The following is an 18161-nucleotide window of genomic DNA, read 5'->3' as shown; positions in this document are numbered from 1 at the left end:
GGGGGGGTGGGTGGGGGGGGGGGGGGGGGGGGGAAGTGTTGTGCGGGAAGAAGAGTTGCTTCGTCGGGCGAAGGGGGGCCCCCCCCGCGGGCAAGACCCGGGTGGGGCCGCCCCCTTTTCCGCTATGAGTGGTTCCTCTGCGAGTGGTTCCGCTACGAGGTGACCGTGGACGTCCACAGGCGGCGTGCGGCGAGCACCGCCGCGGCGAGGAGGAGCGCGTTGCGCAGCACCATCACGGCGACGCCCTGCCAGGTGCCGGCGACGACGTCCAGGTAGAGCACCGGGTACGCGAGGGAGCTGAGGGCCGCGGCCGGGAGGAGCAGCAGGGCGACGGGGCGCATGACCGTGCGGCGTGAGGTGAGGCAGACGGCGGCCAGGCCGAGCAGCCAGATCATGTACTGGGGGCTGATCACCCGGCTGGTGACGGTGAACAGCAGGACGGCGGCGAGGGCCGCGTCCGGCGGGGTGGCCTCCGTCCAGCGGCCGGCCCTGATCCGCCAGAACAGCAGCCAGATGAAGGCGGCGGCGGTCAGGAGCAGCGCCAGGTGGCCGACGGTGGAGACGTACGGGCCGACGTACTCGAAGGCGCCGTAGCGGAACTGGGTGGTGCCCGGCCAGATGCCGGCGGCCCTGGCGAGGGCGAGTCCGGTGCCGCCGAGCGATTCGATCTGGACGCCCCGGTCGCCCTGCTGGCGCAGGAAGCCGAGCGGCTCGGCGAAGAGCAGCGCGAGGACGGCCAGCAGGGTCGTGGCGGTGACCACGGCGGCGGTCCAGGCGTCGCGGGTGGTGCGGCCGCGCGGGGTGCCGATCAGGGCGAGCGCGGGCCAGACCTTGACCATGGCGCCGATGCCGGCGAGCGCGCCGCCGATCCGGTGGGCGGCGGAGCGGGAGGTGAGGGCGAGCAGCGAGAGGACGGCGAGGGCGGTGGTCTGCACGTCGTAGCGGGCGAGCGGGATGTGCAGGAGCAGCGGCAGGCCGAGCGCCCAGTACCAGGCGCCGTGGGTGAGCCGGGCACTGTCGGCGCGGGCGAGCGCGGCGGTGACGGCGGCGTCGGCGAGCAGGGCGAGGAGGACGAAGGCCTGGAAGTAGGTGAGCCAGGGCAGGGCGCCCGGCGACATGATGACCAGGCCCGCGCCGGGCGGGTACTGCCAGGTGACGTCGCCGGGCGGGAAGGTGCCGTGCGCGAACTGGCCGTACCAGTGCCGGTAGAGCCCGTACACCTCGCTGGCGACGCCGCCGATGCCCAGGCTGTCGCGGACCAGGAGCAGCAGCATCCCGGCGCGGGTGAGCACCCAGACGACGGCGAGGGCGAGGAGCGGCCCGTTGCCGACGGTCACGAAGGTCGCGGAGGTGAAGGTCTCCGACTCGAAGGGCGAGCGCGTGAGGGCGGGCGGCGCCGGCTCGGTGCGGGTGGGGCCGGGTGGCCCTGACCCGGCACCGGCGTGGGCGGCCGCGTGCGAGGGCGGGCCGGTGGTGCGGGTGGGGTCGGGTGAGGGCGGATCGGTCGTCACCCCACCGCACTGTAGTCCGCTATGTCTGTTTTGTTACGGTCTTGGCGGCCGTTCCGGTGACGCTGCCCGTGAAGCGCTCGTACGCCGCCACCACCTCGTCCGCCGGGCCGTCCATCCGCAGCGTGCCGGCCTCCAGCCACAGCGCCCGGTCGCAGGTCTCGGTGATGGTGGAGTTCGAGTGGCTGACCAGGAAGACCGTGCCCGCCTCGGCGCGCAGCTCGTCGATGCGCCGCCGGCTCCGGCGCCGGAAGGGCGCGTCGCCGGTCGCCAGGGCCTCGTCGACGAGCAGGACGTCGTGGCTGCGGGCCGCGGCGATGGAGAAGCGCAGCCGGGCGCCCATGCCGGAGGAGTAGGTGCGCATCGGGCGCGAGATGGCGTCCTCGTCCTTGTCGTTGATGCCGGAGAACTCGACGATGCCGGCGTAGCGGGCGGCGATCTCCTTGCGGCTCATGCCCATCGCGAGCCCGCCGAGGATGACGTTCCGTTCGCCGGTCAGGTCGCCCATCAGGGCCGCGTTGACCCCGAGCAGGGCCGGGCGGCCGCGGGTGTAGATCCGGCCGCCGCTGGTGGGCAGCAGGCCCGCGACGGCCTTGAGGAGGGTGGACTTGCCCGAGCCGTTCGAACCGATCAGGCCGATCGCCTCGCCCCGGTACGCGACGAAGCTGACGCCCCTGACCGCGTGGACGCTCCGGGAGCGGCCCCGCTCGGTGTAGGTGACGTGGACGCCGTCGGCGACGACGGTGGGTTCGCGGTCCTGCGGATCGTGGGGGATCCGGGGACGGTGGGAATCCCGGGGCTTCAGGAAGCCCTGGTTCGTGTGTGCGAGGTCAGCCACGGCCATAGGTCTCCTCCGCCTTCCAGAAGTAGATGAAGCCGCCGGCGAAGACGAGCAGTGCCCAGCCGGTGGCGAGCGCCCACACGTGCGGCGGGAGCCGGTCGCCGGTGAAGCTCTCGACGAGCGCGAAGCGCATCAGGTCGATGTAGACGGCGGCGGGGTTGGCCTGCAGCGCCAGGACCACCCCGTGCGGCAGGTCGCGGTCCCGGGTGAGATGGGCGATGGACCACATGACCCCGGAGGCGTACATCCAGGTGCGCAGCACGAACGGCATCAGCTGCGAGATGTCCGGCGTACGGGCCGCCAGCCGGGCCATGGCCAGCGCGAGGCCGGTGCTGAACAGGGTCTGCAGCGCCAGCGCGGGGACGGCCAGGAGCCAGCTCGGCCGCGGGAACTCGCCGAAGCAGAAGAGGATCACGACCAGTGCGCCGAGCGAGAAGACCAGCTGCTGGAGCTGCTGGAGCGCGAGCGCGATCGGCAGGCTCGCGCGTGGGAAGTGCAGGGCGCGGACCAGGCCCAGGTTGCCGCTGACGGCGCGGGTGCCGGTCATGATCGTCTGCGAGGTGAAGGTCCACACGAAGACGCCCGTGAGCAGGAACGGGACGTAGTCCGGGACTCCCCGCTGGACGTCCATCAGGACACCGAAGATCACGTAGTAGACGGCCGCGTTGAGCAGCGGCGTCACCACCTGCCAGAGCTGGCCGAGCCGCGCACGGCTGTACTGCGCGGTGAGCTTGGCCGTGGCGAACGCGGTGATGAAATCCCGCCGGGACCACAGCTGCCGTACGTACGCGGGGAGCGAGGGGCGGGCGCCGCTCACGGTGAGTCCGTGGCGCAGTGCGAGGGCGCGCAGTTCCTCGGAGGAGGGCGGGGCCGGGGGAGGGGCCGGGGGAGCGGGCTCGGTGCGCGCGAGGGTGTCGGTGTGGGTGGTCACGTCACGTGGTTCGCTTTCGATGGAACGGGTCCGTATCGTCGCTACGGGGAGGGTAGGACGGCTCGACGTCGGAACGCAACCGTTCCGTCGTTCCGTGAGCCCGCGCGTAACCGCTGGTTAAGATCCTGTGCATGACGACACCTGCCGGAAGCCCGCGAACCCCTCGCCGCGCCCCCGCGGGAGCCGCCGTGCTCCGGGAGGACGTCACCGAGGCCATCCGCGCCGCCGTCTTCGAGGAACTGGCGGCCGTCGGCTTCGCCCGGATGTCCATCGAAGGCATCGCGCGCCGCGCCGGAGTCGGCAAGACCGCCGTCTACCGGCGCTGGAAGTCGAAGCTGTCGCTGGTCCTCGACCTCGTCGGCGCCCTCGCCGTCCAGGGCCTGCCCACGCCGGCCACCGGCTCCCTGCACGGCGACGTCCGCGCCCTCCTGGAGGTCGCCGCCCACGCCCTGCGCCACCCGGTGGCCTCGCAGGTCGTCCCCGACCTGCTCGTCGAGGCCGCCCGGCACCCCGAGATCGCCGACACCCTGAAGGCCGCCCTGCTCGACCCGCAGCAGGGCGTCGTGGCCCAGGTGGTGCGCGCCGCCGTCGAGCGCGGCGAACTGCCCGCCGACGCCGACCCCGACCGGGCCCTGGACCTCGTCGTCGGCCCGCTCTACTGGCGGCTCGTGGTCGTGCGCACCGAGCTGCCGGAGGGCTACCTCGACGACCTGGCGCGCTCGGCGGTCGCCGCGCTCACGGCGTGACGCTCCTCAGGGCGGCGGTCGCCGCCCTCACCGCGTAACGGGCCCGAGAGGGGCGCTACTTCACCGCGCCGGCCATCACCCCGGACACGAACTGCCGCTGGAACGCGAAGAACACCAGCAGCGGGATCACCATCGACACGAACGCGCCCGGCGCGAGCACGTCGACGTTGTTGCCGAACTGCCGCACCTGCTGCTGGAGCGCCACCGTGATCGGCGGCGACTGGGCGTCCGCGAAGATCAGCGCCACCAGCATGTCGTTCCACACCCACAGGAACTGGAAGATGCCGAGCGAGGCCACCGCCGGACCGCCCAGCGGCAGCACCACCCGGGTGAACAGCCGGATCTCGCCGGCCCCGTCGAGCCGGGCCGCCTCCAGGAGCTCGCGCGGGATCTCCGCGAAGAAGTTCCGCAGCAGGAAGATCGCGAACGGCAGGCCGAAGGCCGTGTGGAACAGCACCACGCCCAGCGTCGTCTCGAAGATCCCGACCGCGCCGAACAGCTTCGACACGGGCACGAGCGCCACCTGCACCGGCACCACGAGCAGGGCGACGACCAGCAGGAACCACCAGTCCCGGCCCGGGAAGTCCAGCCACGCGAAGGCGTAGCCGGCGAAGGCGCCGATGACGATCACCAGGAGCGTGGCCGGGACGGTGATCAGGACCGTGGACACGAGGGAGCCGGTGATCGCGTCGTTCGCGAGCAGATCACGGTAGTTCTCGGTGGTCAGCTGCGCCGGTGCGGTGAAGGCCTGCCACCAGCCGCTGGAGGCGATGTCGGAGGGCGAGCGCAGCGAGGACAGCAGCAGCCCGACCGTCGGCATCAGCCAGAACAGCGCGACGAGGACGAGGAAGACCCGCATCGCGCCCGAGGCGGCCCGCGAGGCCAGGCGTGCGGCCGTTCCTGAGGCCGTCCGGGCGGCGGGCCGTGCGGCGGTCCTGCCGGCCGCGCGCGGGGCGAAGGACGTCACCTGCGGTTCTCCCTTCGCATACGGCGGATGTTGACCGCCATCACCGGCAGGACGAGCAGCAGGAGCAGCACGGCGATCGCCGAGCCCACCCCGAGGTCCGCGTCCGTGCCGAACGACGAGCGGTACAGCTGGAGCGCGAGCACGTTCGCGTCGTCCTGCGCCGAGCCCGGCGCGATGATGAAGACCAGGTCGAAGACCTTGAGGACGTTGATCATCAGCGTGACGAGGACGACGCCGAGGACCGGCGCGAGCAGCGGCACCGTGATCCGGCGGAACACCTGCCACTCGTTCGCGCCGTCGACCCGGGCCGCCTCCAGGACGTCGCGCGGCAGGCCCGCGAGCCCGGCGGCGATCAGCACCATCGCGAACCCGGCCCACATCCACACGTAACTGCCGATGATCGCGGGGGTGACGAGGTTCGGGCCGAGCCACGCGACGCCGTTGTACTGCTCGCGGAAGTTGCTCGCGGGCAGCCGCAGCACCGCGCCGTCGGCGGCGGCCGGCAGGGTGAAGGTGCCGTCGGCGGCGGCCGACGTCCGGGCCACCACCCGGCCGTCCATCACCGCCTCGATGCGCAGCCCCTTGAGGCCGAGCTCCTTCGGGTCGACGGCGTTCGGCTTCCCGCCGCCGCCCCGGGTGAAGTCCAGCCACGCCGTGCCGGAGATCCCGCCGCCGTCGCCCGAGGCGGCGGGGGTACGGGCCGGGCGGGCGTCCTCGGGCATCTGCGCCGGCGGCACGCCGATCAGCGGCAGCGCGACCGGCTCCCCGGCGCGCACCGGGGACTTGGTGACGTACGCCCCGCCGCCCGCCGCCTTCAGCGGGTGCACCGGCAGCGGCCTGGCGCGCGGGAAGCCCGACGACTCGGCGAAGGTGTCGTGCACCCCGACCCACACGGCGTTGGCCACGCCGCGGTCCGGGTCCTGCTCGTACACCAGCCTGAAGATGATTCCCGCGGCGAGCATGGAGATCGCCATCGGCATGAAGACGACCAGCTTGAACGCCGTTCCCCAGCGCACCCGTTCGGTGAGCACCGCGAAGATCAGCCCGAGGGCCGTCGCCACGGCCGGGGCGACGACCACCCAGACCAGGTTGTTGCGGACGGCGGTGCGGATCGTGTCGTCCGTGAACAGCGTGACGTAGTTGTCCAGACCCGCGAAGGAGTCCCCGGACCGGTCGAAGAAGGAGCGCTGGACCGAGTACCCGATGGGGTAGACGACGAGCGCACCGAGCAGGAGGAGGGCGGGGAGCAGGAACGCCGCGGCCGTGACGGTCCTGCGGTGACGGGTACGCGTGCCGCCGCGGGCGCCGGCGGCGGGGGCCGGCCCGGGCGGCCGGCCGGATCCGTCGCCGACGCCGGTGCGGGTGGTGCTGGGTGCGCCGGCCACCGGTCAGCCCTTGTACGCCTTGGCCGCCTCGGCCTCCAGCCTGGCCTGCGTGCCCGCCACGTCCTTGGGGTTCTTCAGGAAGTCCTGGAGCGCCTTCCACTCGCCCTTCCCGGGCGTCCCGCCGAACGACTGCGGCATCTGGTCCGACATGTCGAAGCGGAAGGCGTCGCCCGCGCCGATCAGCGACGTGGCGATCTTCCGCTGCACGTCGTTCGGGTACGCGGCCGGGTCGAGCGCCTTGTTCGGCGACAGGAAGCCGCCCTCGGCCGCCCAGATCCGCGCCGCGTCCGGCGAGGCGAGGAAGGTCAGCAGCGCCTGCGCGCCCTTGGTGTCCTTCAGCGCCACGGCCGCGTCGCCGCCGGTCACCACGGGCGGCTGGGCGCCGTCACCGACGGCGGGGAACGGGAACACCTTCGCGTCCGTGCCGATCTTCGCGCCGGTCTCCGCGATGTTCACCGCCGAGAAGTCGCCCTCGAAGACCATCGCCGCCTTCGCCTGGTCCCCGCCCGTGAAGGTCTGCGTGACGGAGACGGGGAACTCGGTCTGCAGCGCGCCGTTCGTGCCGCCCGCGAGGAGGTTCGGCTTGCCGAACAGCTCGCCGAGGGTGGTGAGCGCCTGGGCGACGGACGGGTCCGTCCACTTGAGGGTGTGCTTGGCCAGCTGGTCGTACTTCTCCGGACCCGACTGGGAGAGGTAGACGTTCTCGAACCAGTCGGTGAGCGTCCAGCCGTCCGCGCCGCCGACCGACACCGGCGTGACGCCCGAGGCGGAGATCGTCTCTGCGGTGGCGAGGAAGTCCTTCCAGGACTTCGGCTCGGTCGCGCCCGCGTTGTCGAACGCCGCCGCGTTGTACCAGACGAGGGACTTGTTGGCCGCCTTGAAGTAGACGCCGTACGACGTGCCGTCGACCGCGCCGAGGTCCTGCCAGCCCTTCGAGTAGTTCTTCGCGAGCTGGGCCTTCGCCTCCGGGCCGAGCGGCTTGAGCCACTTCTGGGCGGCGGCCTGCTGGATCGCGCCCACCTGCGGCAGCATCGCCACGTCCGGCGGCGAGCCGCCCGCGATCTTCGTGCCGAGGAAGTTCACGATCGGGTCCTGGGCGGGCACGAAGGTGACGGTCGCGCCCGTGCGCTTCTCGAACTCCTTCAGGACCTTGGTGAAGTTCGCCTGTTCGGGGCCTGTCCAGACGGCGGCGACCTCGACCTTCTCGCCCTTGAGGGAGGGCAGCGCGACGCCTGGCGCGCCGCCCGGGGCCGAGGTGCCGGGCGCGGTGCCGTTGCCACCGCCGCCGTCGCCGCCGCAGCCCGTGGCGGCGAGCACGGCGACCGCCGCCACGACACCGAGTCGAAGAGTTCTGCCGTTACGCATCCGAGCCCCGCCTCTCCCGCGTCTTCCGGTCCCGTGCGCTCAGGTCTACGCCGGGTGCCGGAGGGCCGCAATACCGCCTTCCGTGTCAAGTGGGCATTCGTGATGCGCTCGTGACGTCGCGTCAAGCGGGGATCGAGGCGGAGCCCTCCGGTGTGCGAGCCGCGGACCGGGCCAGATCCGGAAGAGACGCCCCCTAGGCGTGCGTGGGCGAGACCAGCGGCGGTATCGGAGTGGCCTCCACGGACCGCGCGGCGCGGTCCAGGGCGCTGGCGAGCAGGGCCAGGTCCGTCGGGCCGTTGCCCAGCTCGCGCACCGGGCGGCGGGCCGGCGGGTCGCCCATCCGCTCCCACTCCAGCGGGACGACGGTCGGGCGCAGGGTCGCCGTGCGCGGGATGCGGCCGGTGACCCGGCCCGTCTGGAACGGCGTCACCCGGCCGTCCGGGTGACCGAGGCGGCCCCGGCCCGGCTGCGGCTCGTCCGGTCCGGGCGCGGCGGGCGGCGGCGCGTCGAGCACGATCCGCAGCCGGGCGCCGTGCGCCAGTTCCGTGTCCGCCGTGCGGTCGGGGCGGGCCGAGGCGGCGATCAGGTGGACCCCGAGCCGTGCCCCGTTCCGCGCGACCGCCTCGAGCGCGCGCACCACCGAACCGGCCGCGGGCCGGCCGGGCGCGCCGAGCGCGGGCGCGACCAGCGCGTCGAAGTCGTCCACGAGCACCACGAGCCGCGGCAGCGCGCCCGCGCCTTCGGCCGCCGGCCCGCTGCGCACCGGGTCGGTCCGGCTGCTCGGCGCGTCGCCCAGGGTCCCGTCGGCGGTCAGCCGGAGGGTGCGGCTGCTGGGCCGGTCGCCGAGGAGGTCGGAGCCGGGCGGCGGTGTGCGGTACGTGGTGGTGTCGGCCTGCTGGTCGTACACCTCGCGCGGGCGCGCGGTCCGGCCGCTCGCCGTGTCGCCGAGCGGCAGCGCGCCGGTGCGGTGGGTGCGGCCGCCGGGCGTGTCGCCGACCGCGCCGTCCGGCGCCACGCGCAGGGTGCGGCCGCTGGCCCGGTCGCCGAGGAGGTCAGAGCCGGGGGGCGGCGTGCGCTCGCCGGCGAGGCGCGGGCCGGTTCCGGTGCCGGCGTCGCCCAGGAGGTCCGAGCCCGGAGGCGGCGTGCGCTCGCCCGCCTGCCCCGGGCCGCTTCCGTTGCCCGCCGCCGTCCCGGTGCCACGGCCGTGGGGGTGGCCGCCGGCGGTGTCCGTCGGGTCCGCCCCCGAGCGGGCGTCCGGGATCCGGGCGGAGGCGCGGCCGCCGGCCGGCACGGATTCGGCCGGGCTCGCCGAGCGCTGGCCGATCAGCCGGGTCGAGCGGCGGTCGGCGAAGTGGGTGTCGCCGAGGAGCTCGGCGCGGCGCTTCAGCTCCGCGCCCAGGGCCTGGGCGAACTCCCGCATCCGTACCGGGTCGGAGGCCACCAGGTGCTCGGTCGCGTGCGGCAGCTCCGTACAGGCCGCGAGGCCCTCACCGCGCTCGCCGCCCGCGCCGTCGACCAGGAGCAGGCCCAGCCGGTCGGGGCGGGCCCCGGCCGCCAGCGAGGCGGCGATCGACCGCAGCAGCTCCGTACGGCCGCTGCCCGCCGGGCCCTCGATGAGCAGGTGCGGGCCCTCCTGCGTGAGGTCCACGGCGACCGGGCCGCGCGGGCCCGCGCCCAGGACCGCGGTGCCGTCCGCGGCGGAGGCCCAGCGCGCCATCAGGGACGCGGGAGTGGCCCGGGCCAGGCCCAGCTCGTCCAGGAGCCGGGCGGACGGCGGCAGCGCCGCGGCCGTCCGGCCCTGCCCGGTGCCCCCGGCCGTCTCCGTACGCAGCGGGGCCAGGGCCCGGCCGAAGCGCTCCGCCCAGGCGACGGACACGGCGTCGACCACGCCGACCGTGCCGTGCCCCGCGGCCCGGCCGCCGGCCGTCCGCAGCAGCCGCAGCGCGGTCGCCACGTCGCCGCTGAGCAGCGCCGCCGCCCCGCACTCGCGGAAGGCGAGGGAGGCCGCGCAGGCCGACTCGTAGGTCGCGGCGACGGGCGAGGCCGGTGAGGCGGCGGGCGCCTCGGCGAGGCACAGCAGATGGATGCCGGAGGCCGGTCCGGCCCCGGCGAGCCGCGCCGCCGTCTCGCGCAGCGCGGCGGTGCCCGGGTCGCCGTCGACGATCACCACGGTCGCGGGCCCCTCGTGGCGCGCGGCGGCCTCGGCGACGGCCGTCCGGTCGGCGCTGGGCCAGCCGGGGCCGAGCGGGCCGTCGTCGAGGCGCCGGGCGAGCTCGGTGAAGCGCGCGTGGGCCTGGTCGCGGTCGTAGGCGAGGAGCAGCCGGCAGTCCTGGCCGTGCGCGGGCCGCGTGTGGGGGAGCCAGCCGAGCCAGGCCCAGGCCCGGCGCCGCTCGTCGAGCGGCCGGTTCCGGTCGGCGCTGACGAGGACGATCTCCAGGTCGCCGGGGGCGTGCAGGGCGGCGAGCTGGGCCACGACGGAGCGGGCGAGCCCGCCGAGCCGCGGCGCGGGTCCGGCGAGGCCGAGCGAGCCCACCTCGCGCAGTCCCACGGTGACGGGCACCCCGGACAGCTCGGCGCGGTCCGTCGTGCCGAGCCGGACGACCAGGGCCTCGGGGTGGCCGGGGGGCCGCTCCCACAGGCGCGGGCCTGGGCCGAGAGCGGTGAGCAGCACGGCGGCGGGATCGGGCCAGGTGTCGGGCGGGGTGGCGGCGCTGCCGGGCGCGGAGCCCGGGCGGGCGCCGGCGAACGCGGGCACGGGAGCCACGCCGTACTCGCCGTCCCGGTCGTCGTCCCGGCCGCCCGCGAGCCGCCGGGCCCAGGCGCCGAGCCCGCGCCGGCGGGTCTGCCGGGTCCTGCTGTGGGACTCGATCTCGCCCTCGGGTTCGGCGGGCTCCTCCGCGCGCGCGTGCCCGTGTCCGGCGTCGGAGCCGGAGGCGGAGGTCGGGGTGGTGCCGGCGCCGGAGGTCGTGGCGGTGACGGTGCCGGGGCCGGTAGAGGCCTGGCCGCCGGTGCGGCCGGGCGCCTGCTCCTGCCCGTAGACCCTGCCCTGCCCGTGGGTGGCGTCCTGGCTGCCGGGTCCCGCCTCCGCGCCGTACGGCGGGGAGTACGCGCCGGAAGCGGGGCCCGTCCCGGCCGGGGTGGCGGTGCCGGGGGCGGCGGTGTCCTCGCTGAGGGTCACCCGCAGGTGGCCCTCGCCGTCCGGCGCGGTCGCGAGGGCCGCCTCCGGACCGTCGGGGCCGCCCCGACCGCCGGGACCGCCCGGGCCGGTCAGGCGCAGGGCCGACTCGCCGACCCTCAGGGTGCCGCCGGGCGGAAAGCGGACGGGGCGCGGGCCGACCGCGACGCCGTCGAGCGTCGTGCCGTTCGTGGAGCCCTCGTCGGTGACCGTGACCCGGCCGTCCGGGCCGACCGTCACCGTGCAGTGGGCACGGGAGACGTCCGGGTCGTCGAGCGGCACGTCCGCGTCCACAGAACGGCCGATTCTGATCGCTCCGCCGTGCAGCAGATGCACCCCGCCGGCGTCCGGTCCCGCCACCACGTGGAGCCGGGCCGGGGCGCCCTCGCCTATGGCGTCGTCCGGGCCCGGCACCTGGAGGGAGAGCACGGCCCCGTCTACCAGCGGGGGCTCGCCGAGCAGCCGCCGCCGGCTGTCGAGCCGCTCCCCGCCCGCGTACAGCACGGTGGTCCCGGAGGACGAGGTGTCGGGGCCGGAGACGGCCGCGGCGAGAGAGGAGGCCACGGCGGCCAGCTCGGTCCCCGCGGGCGCGGTGACGAGCACGTCGCAGGCGCGCCCGGCGCCGTGGCCGGCGTGCGGCGCGAGGACGGTCAGCCGGATCTGCATCGCCGTCAGCGGTCCCTTCTGCGCGGCGCACCGGGCAGGGGACCGGACCACTGGCTCCCCCCGCCCCGTACGGACGCGTCGTCCGGTACAGGTCGGCACGGCGCGGGGCTCCCGACCCCGACACGACGTGCTGCAGGCATCCTCGCACCTGCCACTGACAACCCGCCCCCGGGTCGCCCGGAAGTGATCTTGTTCGGTCGCGCATGGACGCTATTTCGCCTGGTTGCGTACGTCTCGCCGTCCTTCCCGCAACCCGCGGCCTGCGCCGGGCGTCTCTTTTCCGGACACGTACGGCGTCGGAATCGGCCATCCCGTGGACGGTCGATGACCCGTTCGGCGGCACTAAAGTGGGTCGGACACCCGGACGGGTCACAGAACACACAGGGACTCCGGGGAGACTTCGACGCACCACCCCGGGAACCCGTCCTGGGACCCCAGGACCACGATCAGCAGGGAGCGCGTGACGTGCGGCCTATCGGCAGCAAGTACCTGCTCGAGGAGCCGCTCGGCCGCGGCGCCACGGGCACCGTCTGGCGAGCCCGCCAGAGGGAGACGGCCGGCGCGGAGGCGGCGGTTCCGGGCCAGCCCGGCGAGACCGTCGCGATCAAGGTCCTCAAGGAGGAGCTGGCCAACGACGCGGACATCGTCATGCGCTTCCTGCGCGAACGGTCCGTGCTGCTCCGGCTCACCCACCCCAACATCGTGCGCACCCGCGACCTGGTCGTGGAGGGCGACGTCCTCGCGCTCGTCATGGACCTCGTCGAGGGCCCCGACCTGCACCGCTACATCCGGGAGAACGGCCCGCTCACCCCGGTCGCCGCCGCCCTGCTCACCGCGCAGATCGCCGACGCGCTCGCCGCCAGCCACGCCGACGGCGTCGTCCACCGCGACCTCAAGCCCGCCAACGTGCTGCTCGCCGAGCGGGACGGCGCGATGTTCCCGATGCTGACCGACTTCGGCATCGCGCGCCTCGCCGACTCCCCGGGCCTGACCCGCACCCACGAGTTCGTCGGCACGCCCGCCTACGTCGCCCCCGAGTCCGCCGAGGGCCGCCCGCAGACCTCCGCCGTCGACATCTACGGCGCCGGCATCCTGCTCTACGAGCTGGTCACCGGCCGCCCGCCGTTCGCCGGCGGCACGGCCCTGGAGGTCCTGCACCGCCATCTGAGCGAGGAGCCGCGCCGCCCCTCGACCGTCCCCGGCCCGCTGTGGACGGTGATAGAGCGCTGCCTCAGCAAGGACCCGGACCGGCGGCCCAGCGCCGAGAACCTGGCCCGCGGACTGCGCACGGTCGCCGCCGGCATCGGCGTGCACGCCACCCCGGCCCAGATCGAGGCCGCCGACGGCGTCGGCGCGCTGCTCGCGCCCGACCCGGCCCCGGCGCCGGTCCCGCAGACCCCGGGCGTCGACCCGGCCGGTGCCACCCAGGTGCTGCCCAGCGGCTCGGCCGCCCCGGCGGGCGCCCCGCAGCCGCCGCAGTACGACCCGGCGGCGCCGACCAGCGTGATGCCGACCAGCGGCCCGGCCGGCGGCCCGGCGGACGCCGCCGACCCGACCGCGGTCATGCCGCCCGTACCGCAGGACGCGCCGGGCGAGCAGCCGCACCCCTGGCAGACCCAGCTGGGCGCGCTGCGCGACCGCAACGAGCAGACGCAGGTGCAGTACCTCGACCCGAGCGAGGACCCGCTGCGCCGCCGTCCGCAGCGGCGCCCGCAGCCGCCGCAGGGCGCGCCGCAGCAGGGCTACGGGCAGGGATACGGGCAGCAGCAGCCGCCGCAGTACCGGCAGCAGCAGCGTCCGCCGCAGGCGCCGCAGCCGTACCAGCAGGCCCCGCAGCCCCAGCCGTACGCCCCGCAGCCTCCGCAGCGGCAGCAGTACGCGCCCCAGCCGCCGCAGCAGCAGTACGTGCCGCCGCAGCCGCCGCCCCAGGCGCCCGCGCCCGCCCCGGCACCGCGCGAGCCGCGCCCGCCGCGTCAGCGCAGCGCCAACCCGATGCGCATCCCGGGCCTCGGCTGCCTCAAGGGCTGCCTGTTCACGATCCTGCTGTTCGTGGTCGCGGGCTGGCTGATCTGGGAGCTCACGCCGCTCCAGGACTGGGTCGCCCAGGGCAAGGGCTACTGGGAGGCCATCGGCGACGCGATCAGCTCCTTCACCGACTGGGTCTCCTCGCTCGGCGACAGCGCGGGCGGCAGCGGTGCTACCGGCGGTACGGGGCAGTGACGGGGCGGTAGCTGCAGGCCACGACATCGATTTGTCGACTTCCGAGGGGTGATTTCCCCTCGGAAGTGCCGGTCGGCGCCTTCGGACGCGTAACTTTGAGCCGAACCGCAGCCGCTGAGGGAGCAGTCTTGGCACGGAATATCGGCAGCCGCTACACGGCCCACCAGATCCTCGGGCGGGGCAGCGCCGGCACGGTGTGGCTCGGCGAGGGCCCCGAGGGCCCCGTCGCCATCAAGCTGCTGCGCGAGGACCTCGCCTCCGACCAGGAACTCGTCGGGCGCTTCGTCCAGGAGCGCACCGCGCTGCTCGGACTCGACCACCCGCACGTCGTCTCGGTCCGCGACCTCGTCGTGGACGGCAACGACCTCGCGCTCGTCATGGACCTGGTCCGCGGCACCGACCTGCGCACCCGCCTCGACCGCGAGCGCCGGCTCGCGCCCGAGGCGGCCGTCGCGATCATCGCCGACGTGGCCGACGGCCTCGCCGCCGCCCACAAGGCCGGCGTCGTCCACCGCGACGTCAAGCCGGAGAACATCCTGCTCGACATGGAGGGCCCGCTCGGCCCCGGCGGCGCCCACCCCGCCCTCCTCACCGACTTCGGCGTCGCCAAGCTCATCGACACCCCCGGCCGCACCAAGGCCACCCGGATCATCGGCACCCCCGACTACCTCGCCCCCGAGATCGTCGAGGGCCTGCCGCCCCGCGCCGCCGTCGACATCTACGCCCTCGCCACGGTCCTGTACGAGCTGCTCGCCGGGTTCACGCCGTTCGGCGGCGGCCACCCCGGCGCCGTCCTGCGCCGCCACGTCACCGAGACCGTCGTCCCGCTGCCCGGCATCCCCGAGGAGCTGTGGCAGCTGATCGTCCAGTGCCTGGCCAAGGCCCCCGCCTCCCGGCTGCGCGCCTCCGAGCTCGCGAGCCGGCTGCGCGACGTGCTGCCCATGCTCAAGGGCATCCCGCCGCTCGACGTCGACGAGCCGGACGCGGACCCGGCGACGGAGTCCGGCCACGAGGAGGACCCGTACGCGACGGGCGGAGCGGGCGCGGGCGCCGCGGGGGCCGCGGGCGAGCCCGCCCCGCGCCGGGCGGCCGTTCCCCTGGTCCCCGGCGCCTCCACCGACTCCAACCGCGACACCCACACCTCCATGCGCGTCCCGGGCCCCGACGAGCTCTCCGGCGGCCCCCTGGGCACCGCACGCGCCCCGCGCCCGGCGGGCGCCCGGCGGCCCGGATCGGCGCGCCACAAGGCCGACGCGGTCCGCAAGCGCCGGATCACGCTCACCGTCACCGCGGTCGTGATCGCGGGCGCGCTGGGCGTCGGCGGCTACGTGGCGGCCTCGGGCGGCGACGAGGCACCGCCGCAGGACTCGCAGCAGTCCCAGCAGCCGTAGGGGGTGTCCGGCGGATCAGGCCGGGCTCGATCGGCGAGACACCCCTAGGGCCCGTCCGGCGGATCAGGGCCGGGCCGCCCGCGGCCCTGATCCGCCGGGCAGGCCCCGGCCCCGGCCGCCGCGATGGGCCCGTCGCGCACCTGACGGCCGTGGGGGAGTCCGGGTCCCGGCCGGGAGCCGTTACGCTGGACGCGTGGCAGTCGTCGATGTATCCGAAGAGCTGAAGTCCCTCTCCTCGACCATGGGGTCGATCGAGGCCGTACTGGACCTCGACAAGATGAGGGCAGACATCGCCGTGCTCGAAGAGCAGGCCGCGGCCCCGTCCCTGTGGGACGACCCGGAGGCGGCGCAGAAGATCACGAGCAAGCTTTCGCACCTCCAGGCCGAGGTGCGCAAGGCCGAGGCACTGCGCGGCCGCATCGACGACCTCGCGGTCCTCTTCGAGCTGGCCGAGGAGATGGACGACCCGGACACCCGGGCCGAGGCCGAGACCGAGCTCGTGGCCGTCCGCAAGGCGCTCGACGAGATGGAGGTCCGCACCCTCCTCTCCGGCGAGTACGACGAGCGCGAGGCCCTGGTCAACATCCGGGCCGAGGCCGGCGGCGTGGACGCCTCCGACTTCGCCGAGCGCCTCCAGCGCATGTACCTGCGCTGGGCCGAGCGCCACGGCTACTCGACGGAGGTCTACGAGACCTCGTACGCGGAAGAGGCCGGCATCAAGTCGACCACCTTCGTGGTCAAGGCCCCGTACGCCTACGGCACCCTCTCCGTCGAGCAGGGCACCCACCGTCTGGTCCGCATCTCGCCCTTCGACAACCAGGGCCGCCGCCAGACCTCCTTCGCGGGCGTCGAGATCCTCCCGGTCGTCGAGCAGTCCGACCACGTCGACATCGACGAGTCGGACCTGCGCGTCGACGTCTACCGCGCCTCGGGCCCCGGCGGCCAGGGCGTCAACACGACCGACTCGGCCGTGCGCATCACGCACATCCCGACCGGCATCGTGGTCTCCTGCCAGAACGAGCGCTCCCAGATCCAGAACAAGGCGAGCGCCATGAACGTCCTCCAGGCGAAGCTCCTCGAGCGCCAGCGCCAGGAGGAGCGCGCCAAGATGGACGCCCTGAAGGGCGACGGCGGCAGCTCCTGGGGCAACCAGATGCGCTCCTACGTCCTCCACCCGTACCAGATGGTCAAGGACCTCCGCACCGAGTTCGAGGTCGGCAACCCGCAGTCCGTCCTGGACGGCGAGATCGACGGCTTCCTGGAGGCGGGCATCCGCTGGCGCAAGCAGCAGGAACAGGGCGCCGGCGCGTAAGCCCGCGCACTTCCCGGCACGTTACGGACGGGCCCCGCTCACGATGGTGAGCGGGGCCCGTCGGCGTACGGTGACCTGACGGTCCGTTCGCGGGAGCAAGCGGAGATCGGGCGATGCTGACGCTTTGTCGACAAGGGAACTGCTGTGGTGGGGCCCGGAGTTCCGGGTTTACGTCACAGTTGCATCCCCGCATGGCGGGCACAAGGTGATCTTTCGGGCATCGCACGCGCAACGACCTTGACGCGCCATCGGAAACTCGGAAGGGTGGCATGCGGCATGCGTGTTTCTGGGGCGCGTGCGAACGGGGGCGGGTCCAGTACGTGTGACACCCCCTGTGTCCGGAGCCCCGCGCGCGGCTCTACAGACGATTTCAGCTACTGGGGGTAGCAGCCAGATGACCAAGAAGACGCGGGTCCGCGTCGCGCGGATAGCTGCCGGTGCCGTGATCGCGGCCGGCGCGTCGCTGACCGTCGCGGGTGCCGCTCAGGCCGTGGGCGGCGTCGAGGCCGACATCACGGTGACGAACCAGGGCGTCGACGCGGGCCTCGGCATCAACGAGGACGGCGGCGCCGCGAACGGTGGCACGGGCCCCGGCGGCGTCGACGCCGGTTCCACGTCCACGGGTGGCACGACGACCACGGGTGGCACGACGACGACGGGTGGTACCACCGCTGGTGGTACCGACGCGGGCACCACCACGGGTGGCACCACCACCACCGGTGGCACCACGACGTCGGGTGGCACCACGACGACGGGCGGCACCACCAGCGGTGGTACCGACGCGGGCACCACCACGGGTGGCACCACCACCGGTGGCACCACCACCACCGGCGGCACCACGACGTCGGGTGGCACCACCACCACGGGCGGTTCCAGCACGACCGGTGGCACCACCAGCGGTGGCAACACCGGCGGTTCCACGACCACGGGTGGCAGCAACGGCGGTTCCTCCACCAGCGGTGGGTCCTCCACCGACGGCGGTTCCTCCACCACCGGTGGTTCCTCCACCGACGGTGGCGCCGGCACCTGCACCGTCGACCTCGACGGTGCCGAGTGCGCCGACAACAACCCGGGCACCAACAACGCCGGCTCGCAGCCCGTCGAGCAGGGCAAGGCCAAGGAGGAGCTGGCCGAGACCGGCGCCGCCGAGACCTCGTTCCTGATCATCGGCGCCGCCACCATGATCGCCGGTGGCGTCGGCTTCCGCTTCCTGCCGCGCCTCGTCGGCGGGCGGACCGCCGCCTGAGGCCGTTAGGGCCTGAGGCGCGCGCTGCGTGCGCGAAAGGGCCGGAGGTGCTTCCCGCACCTCCGGCCCTTTCTCTACGCCTTTCAGGGGCCCCTACGCGCCCCTCTCCGCTCCTATGCGCCCTGTACGACCGCCAGCAGGGCCATCGCCGCCACCAGGGCGATCACCAGGGTCAGCAGCATCGCCGGGGTCAGGCCCGCGGGCTGGGGCAGTCGCTCGCGGTTCGCGCGGCAGACGGGGCAGCGGCCCTCCGCGACGGGGGCCGCGCAGTTGGCGCACACCAGCCGGTCATAGGTCATGCGCTCTCCTCCTCCCGCAGGGGTCCGTATCAGGACAACGCCCGGCACGATCCGAGCGTTCCCTTTACCACTGTGCCAGCTCCCGAGCTTTTCGGCGCGCCCCGTGGGA

13 protein-coding genes are annotated in these 18161 nt (G+C 74.6%); 5 read left to right on the top strand and 8 right to left on the bottom strand.

Annotation, left to right across the window (positions count from 1 at the left end; genetic code table 11):
• Positions 1-152 precede the first annotated feature (152 nt).
• From ACFWJO_RS10645 to ACFWJO_RS10635, 3 genes are all read right to left on the bottom strand, one after another.
• Positions 153-1274, bottom strand: coding sequence for a glycosyltransferase 87 family protein (locus ACFWJO_RS10645; RefSeq protein WP_386864361.1), 1122 nt, complete (start codon positions 1272-1274; stop codon positions 153-155).
• A gap of 256 nt (positions 1275-1530) precedes the next feature.
• Positions 1531-2283 (bottom strand): ABC transporter ATP-binding protein, encoded by a 753-nt coding sequence (locus ACFWJO_RS10640; protein ID WP_386864360.1) that lies wholly within the window; start codon positions 2281-2283, stop codon positions 1531-1533.
• Between the two features lie 55 nt (positions 2284-2338).
• Positions 2339-3280 carry an ABC transporter permease gene (locus ACFWJO_RS10635; RefSeq protein WP_386864335.1) on the bottom strand — a complete coding sequence of 314 codons (942 nt, stop codon included), beginning with the start codon at positions 3278-3280 and terminating at the stop codon, positions 2339-2341.
• Between the two features lie 131 nt (positions 3281-3411).
• Between ACFWJO_RS10635 and ACFWJO_RS10630 the strand changes: the two genes are divergently transcribed.
• Positions 3412-4026, top strand: a complete 615-nt coding sequence (locus ACFWJO_RS10630; RefSeq protein ID WP_386864334.1) for a TetR/AcrR family transcriptional regulator — start codon at positions 3412-3414, stop codon at positions 4024-4026.
• Positions 4027-4081: 55 nt separating this feature from the next.
• Here the strand turns inward: ACFWJO_RS10630 and ACFWJO_RS10625 are convergent, their stop codons facing one another.
• The 4 genes from ACFWJO_RS10625 to ACFWJO_RS10610 form a co-directional block, all read right to left on the bottom strand.
• Entirely contained in the window at positions 4082-4993 is a 912-nt protein-coding gene (locus tag ACFWJO_RS10625) for a carbohydrate ABC transporter permease (protein WP_386864333.1), read from the bottom strand.
• A complete protein-coding gene (locus ACFWJO_RS10620) occupies positions 4990-6378 on the bottom strand; it encodes a carbohydrate ABC transporter permease (RefSeq protein ID WP_386864332.1) in 1389 nt (462 codons plus the stop codon). Before ACFWJO_RS10620 ends, ACFWJO_RS10625 begins: the two co-directional genes overlap by 4 nt.
• Positions 6379-6381: 3 nt before the next feature.
• The gene (locus ACFWJO_RS10615) at positions 6382-7743 is read right to left on the bottom strand and encodes an ABC transporter substrate-binding protein (protein WP_386864331.1); all 1362 of its coding nucleotides are present in this window, start codon (positions 7741-7743) and stop codon (positions 6382-6384) included.
• Positions 7744-7936: 193 nt separating this feature from the next.
• Positions 7937-11584 carry an FtsK/SpoIIIE domain-containing protein gene (locus tag ACFWJO_RS10610; RefSeq protein ID WP_386864330.1) on the bottom strand — a complete coding sequence of 1216 codons (3648 nt, stop codon included), beginning with the start codon at positions 11582-11584 and terminating at the stop codon, positions 7937-7939.
• A gap of 465 nt (positions 11585-12049) precedes the next feature.
• Between ACFWJO_RS10610 and ACFWJO_RS10605 the strand changes: the two genes are divergently transcribed.
• The 4 genes from ACFWJO_RS10605 (at position 12050) to ACFWJO_RS10590 (ending at position 17753) form a co-directional block, all read left to right on the top strand.
• Positions 12050-13804, top strand: coding sequence for a serine/threonine-protein kinase (locus ACFWJO_RS10605; RefSeq protein ID WP_386864329.1), 1755 nt, complete (start codon positions 12050-12052; stop codon positions 13802-13804).
• Between the two features lie 128 nt (positions 13805-13932).
• A complete protein-coding gene (locus tag ACFWJO_RS10600) occupies positions 13933-15195 on the top strand; it encodes a serine/threonine-protein kinase (RefSeq protein WP_386864328.1) in 1263 nt (420 codons plus the stop codon).
• A 193-nt stretch (positions 15196-15388) separates the two neighbouring features.
• Positions 15389-16507, top strand: coding sequence for a peptide chain release factor 2 (gene prfB / locus ACFWJO_RS10595; RefSeq protein WP_386864327.1), 1119 nt, complete (start codon positions 15389-15391; stop codon positions 16505-16507).
• A 394-nt stretch (positions 16508-16901) separates the two neighbouring features.
• Positions 16902-17753, top strand: a complete 852-nt coding sequence (locus ACFWJO_RS10590) for a hypothetical protein (protein WP_386864326.1) — start codon at positions 16902-16904, stop codon at positions 17751-17753.
• 113 nt (positions 17754-17866) lie between these two features.
• Here the strand turns inward: ACFWJO_RS10590 and ACFWJO_RS10585 are convergent, their stop codons facing one another.
• Positions 17867-18052, bottom strand: coding sequence for a hypothetical protein (locus ACFWJO_RS10585; RefSeq protein WP_128983759.1), 186 nt, complete (start codon positions 18050-18052; stop codon positions 17867-17869).
• Between the last annotated feature and the right edge of the window lie 109 nt (positions 18053-18161).

Source organism: Streptomyces sp. NPDC127092 (genome assembly GCF_042722475.1).
Taxonomy (GTDB): domain Bacteria; phylum Actinomycetota; class Actinomycetes; order Streptomycetales; family Streptomycetaceae; genus Streptomyces.
This window is presented reverse-complemented; position numbering and strand designations above follow the sequence as displayed.

Bases quoted from the DNA above. Each gene is read 5' to 3' on its own strand.
- ACFWJO_RS10585 (WP_128983759.1), bottom strand. From the start codon at position 18,052: ATGACCTATGACCGGCTGGTGTGCGCCAACTGCGCGGCCCCCGTCGCG.
- ACFWJO_RS10630 (WP_386864334.1), top strand. From the start codon at position 3,412: ATGACGACACCTGCCGGAAGCCCGCGAACCCCTCGCCGCGCCCCCGCG.
- ACFWJO_RS10615 (WP_386864331.1), bottom strand. From the start codon at position 7,743: ATGCGTAACGGCAGAACTCTTCGACTCGGTGTCGTGGCGGCGGTCGCC.
- ACFWJO_RS10590 (WP_386864326.1), top strand. From the start codon at position 16,902: ATGACCAAGAAGACGCGGGTCCGCGTCGCGCGGATAGCTGCCGGTGCC.
- ACFWJO_RS10610 (WP_386864330.1), bottom strand. From the start codon at position 11,584: ATGCAGATCCGGCTGACCGTCCTCGCGCCGCACGCCGGCCACGGCGCC.
- ACFWJO_RS10645 (WP_386864361.1), bottom strand. From the start codon at position 1,274: ATGCTGCTGCTCCTGGTCCGCGACAGCCTGGGCATCGGCGGCGTCGCC.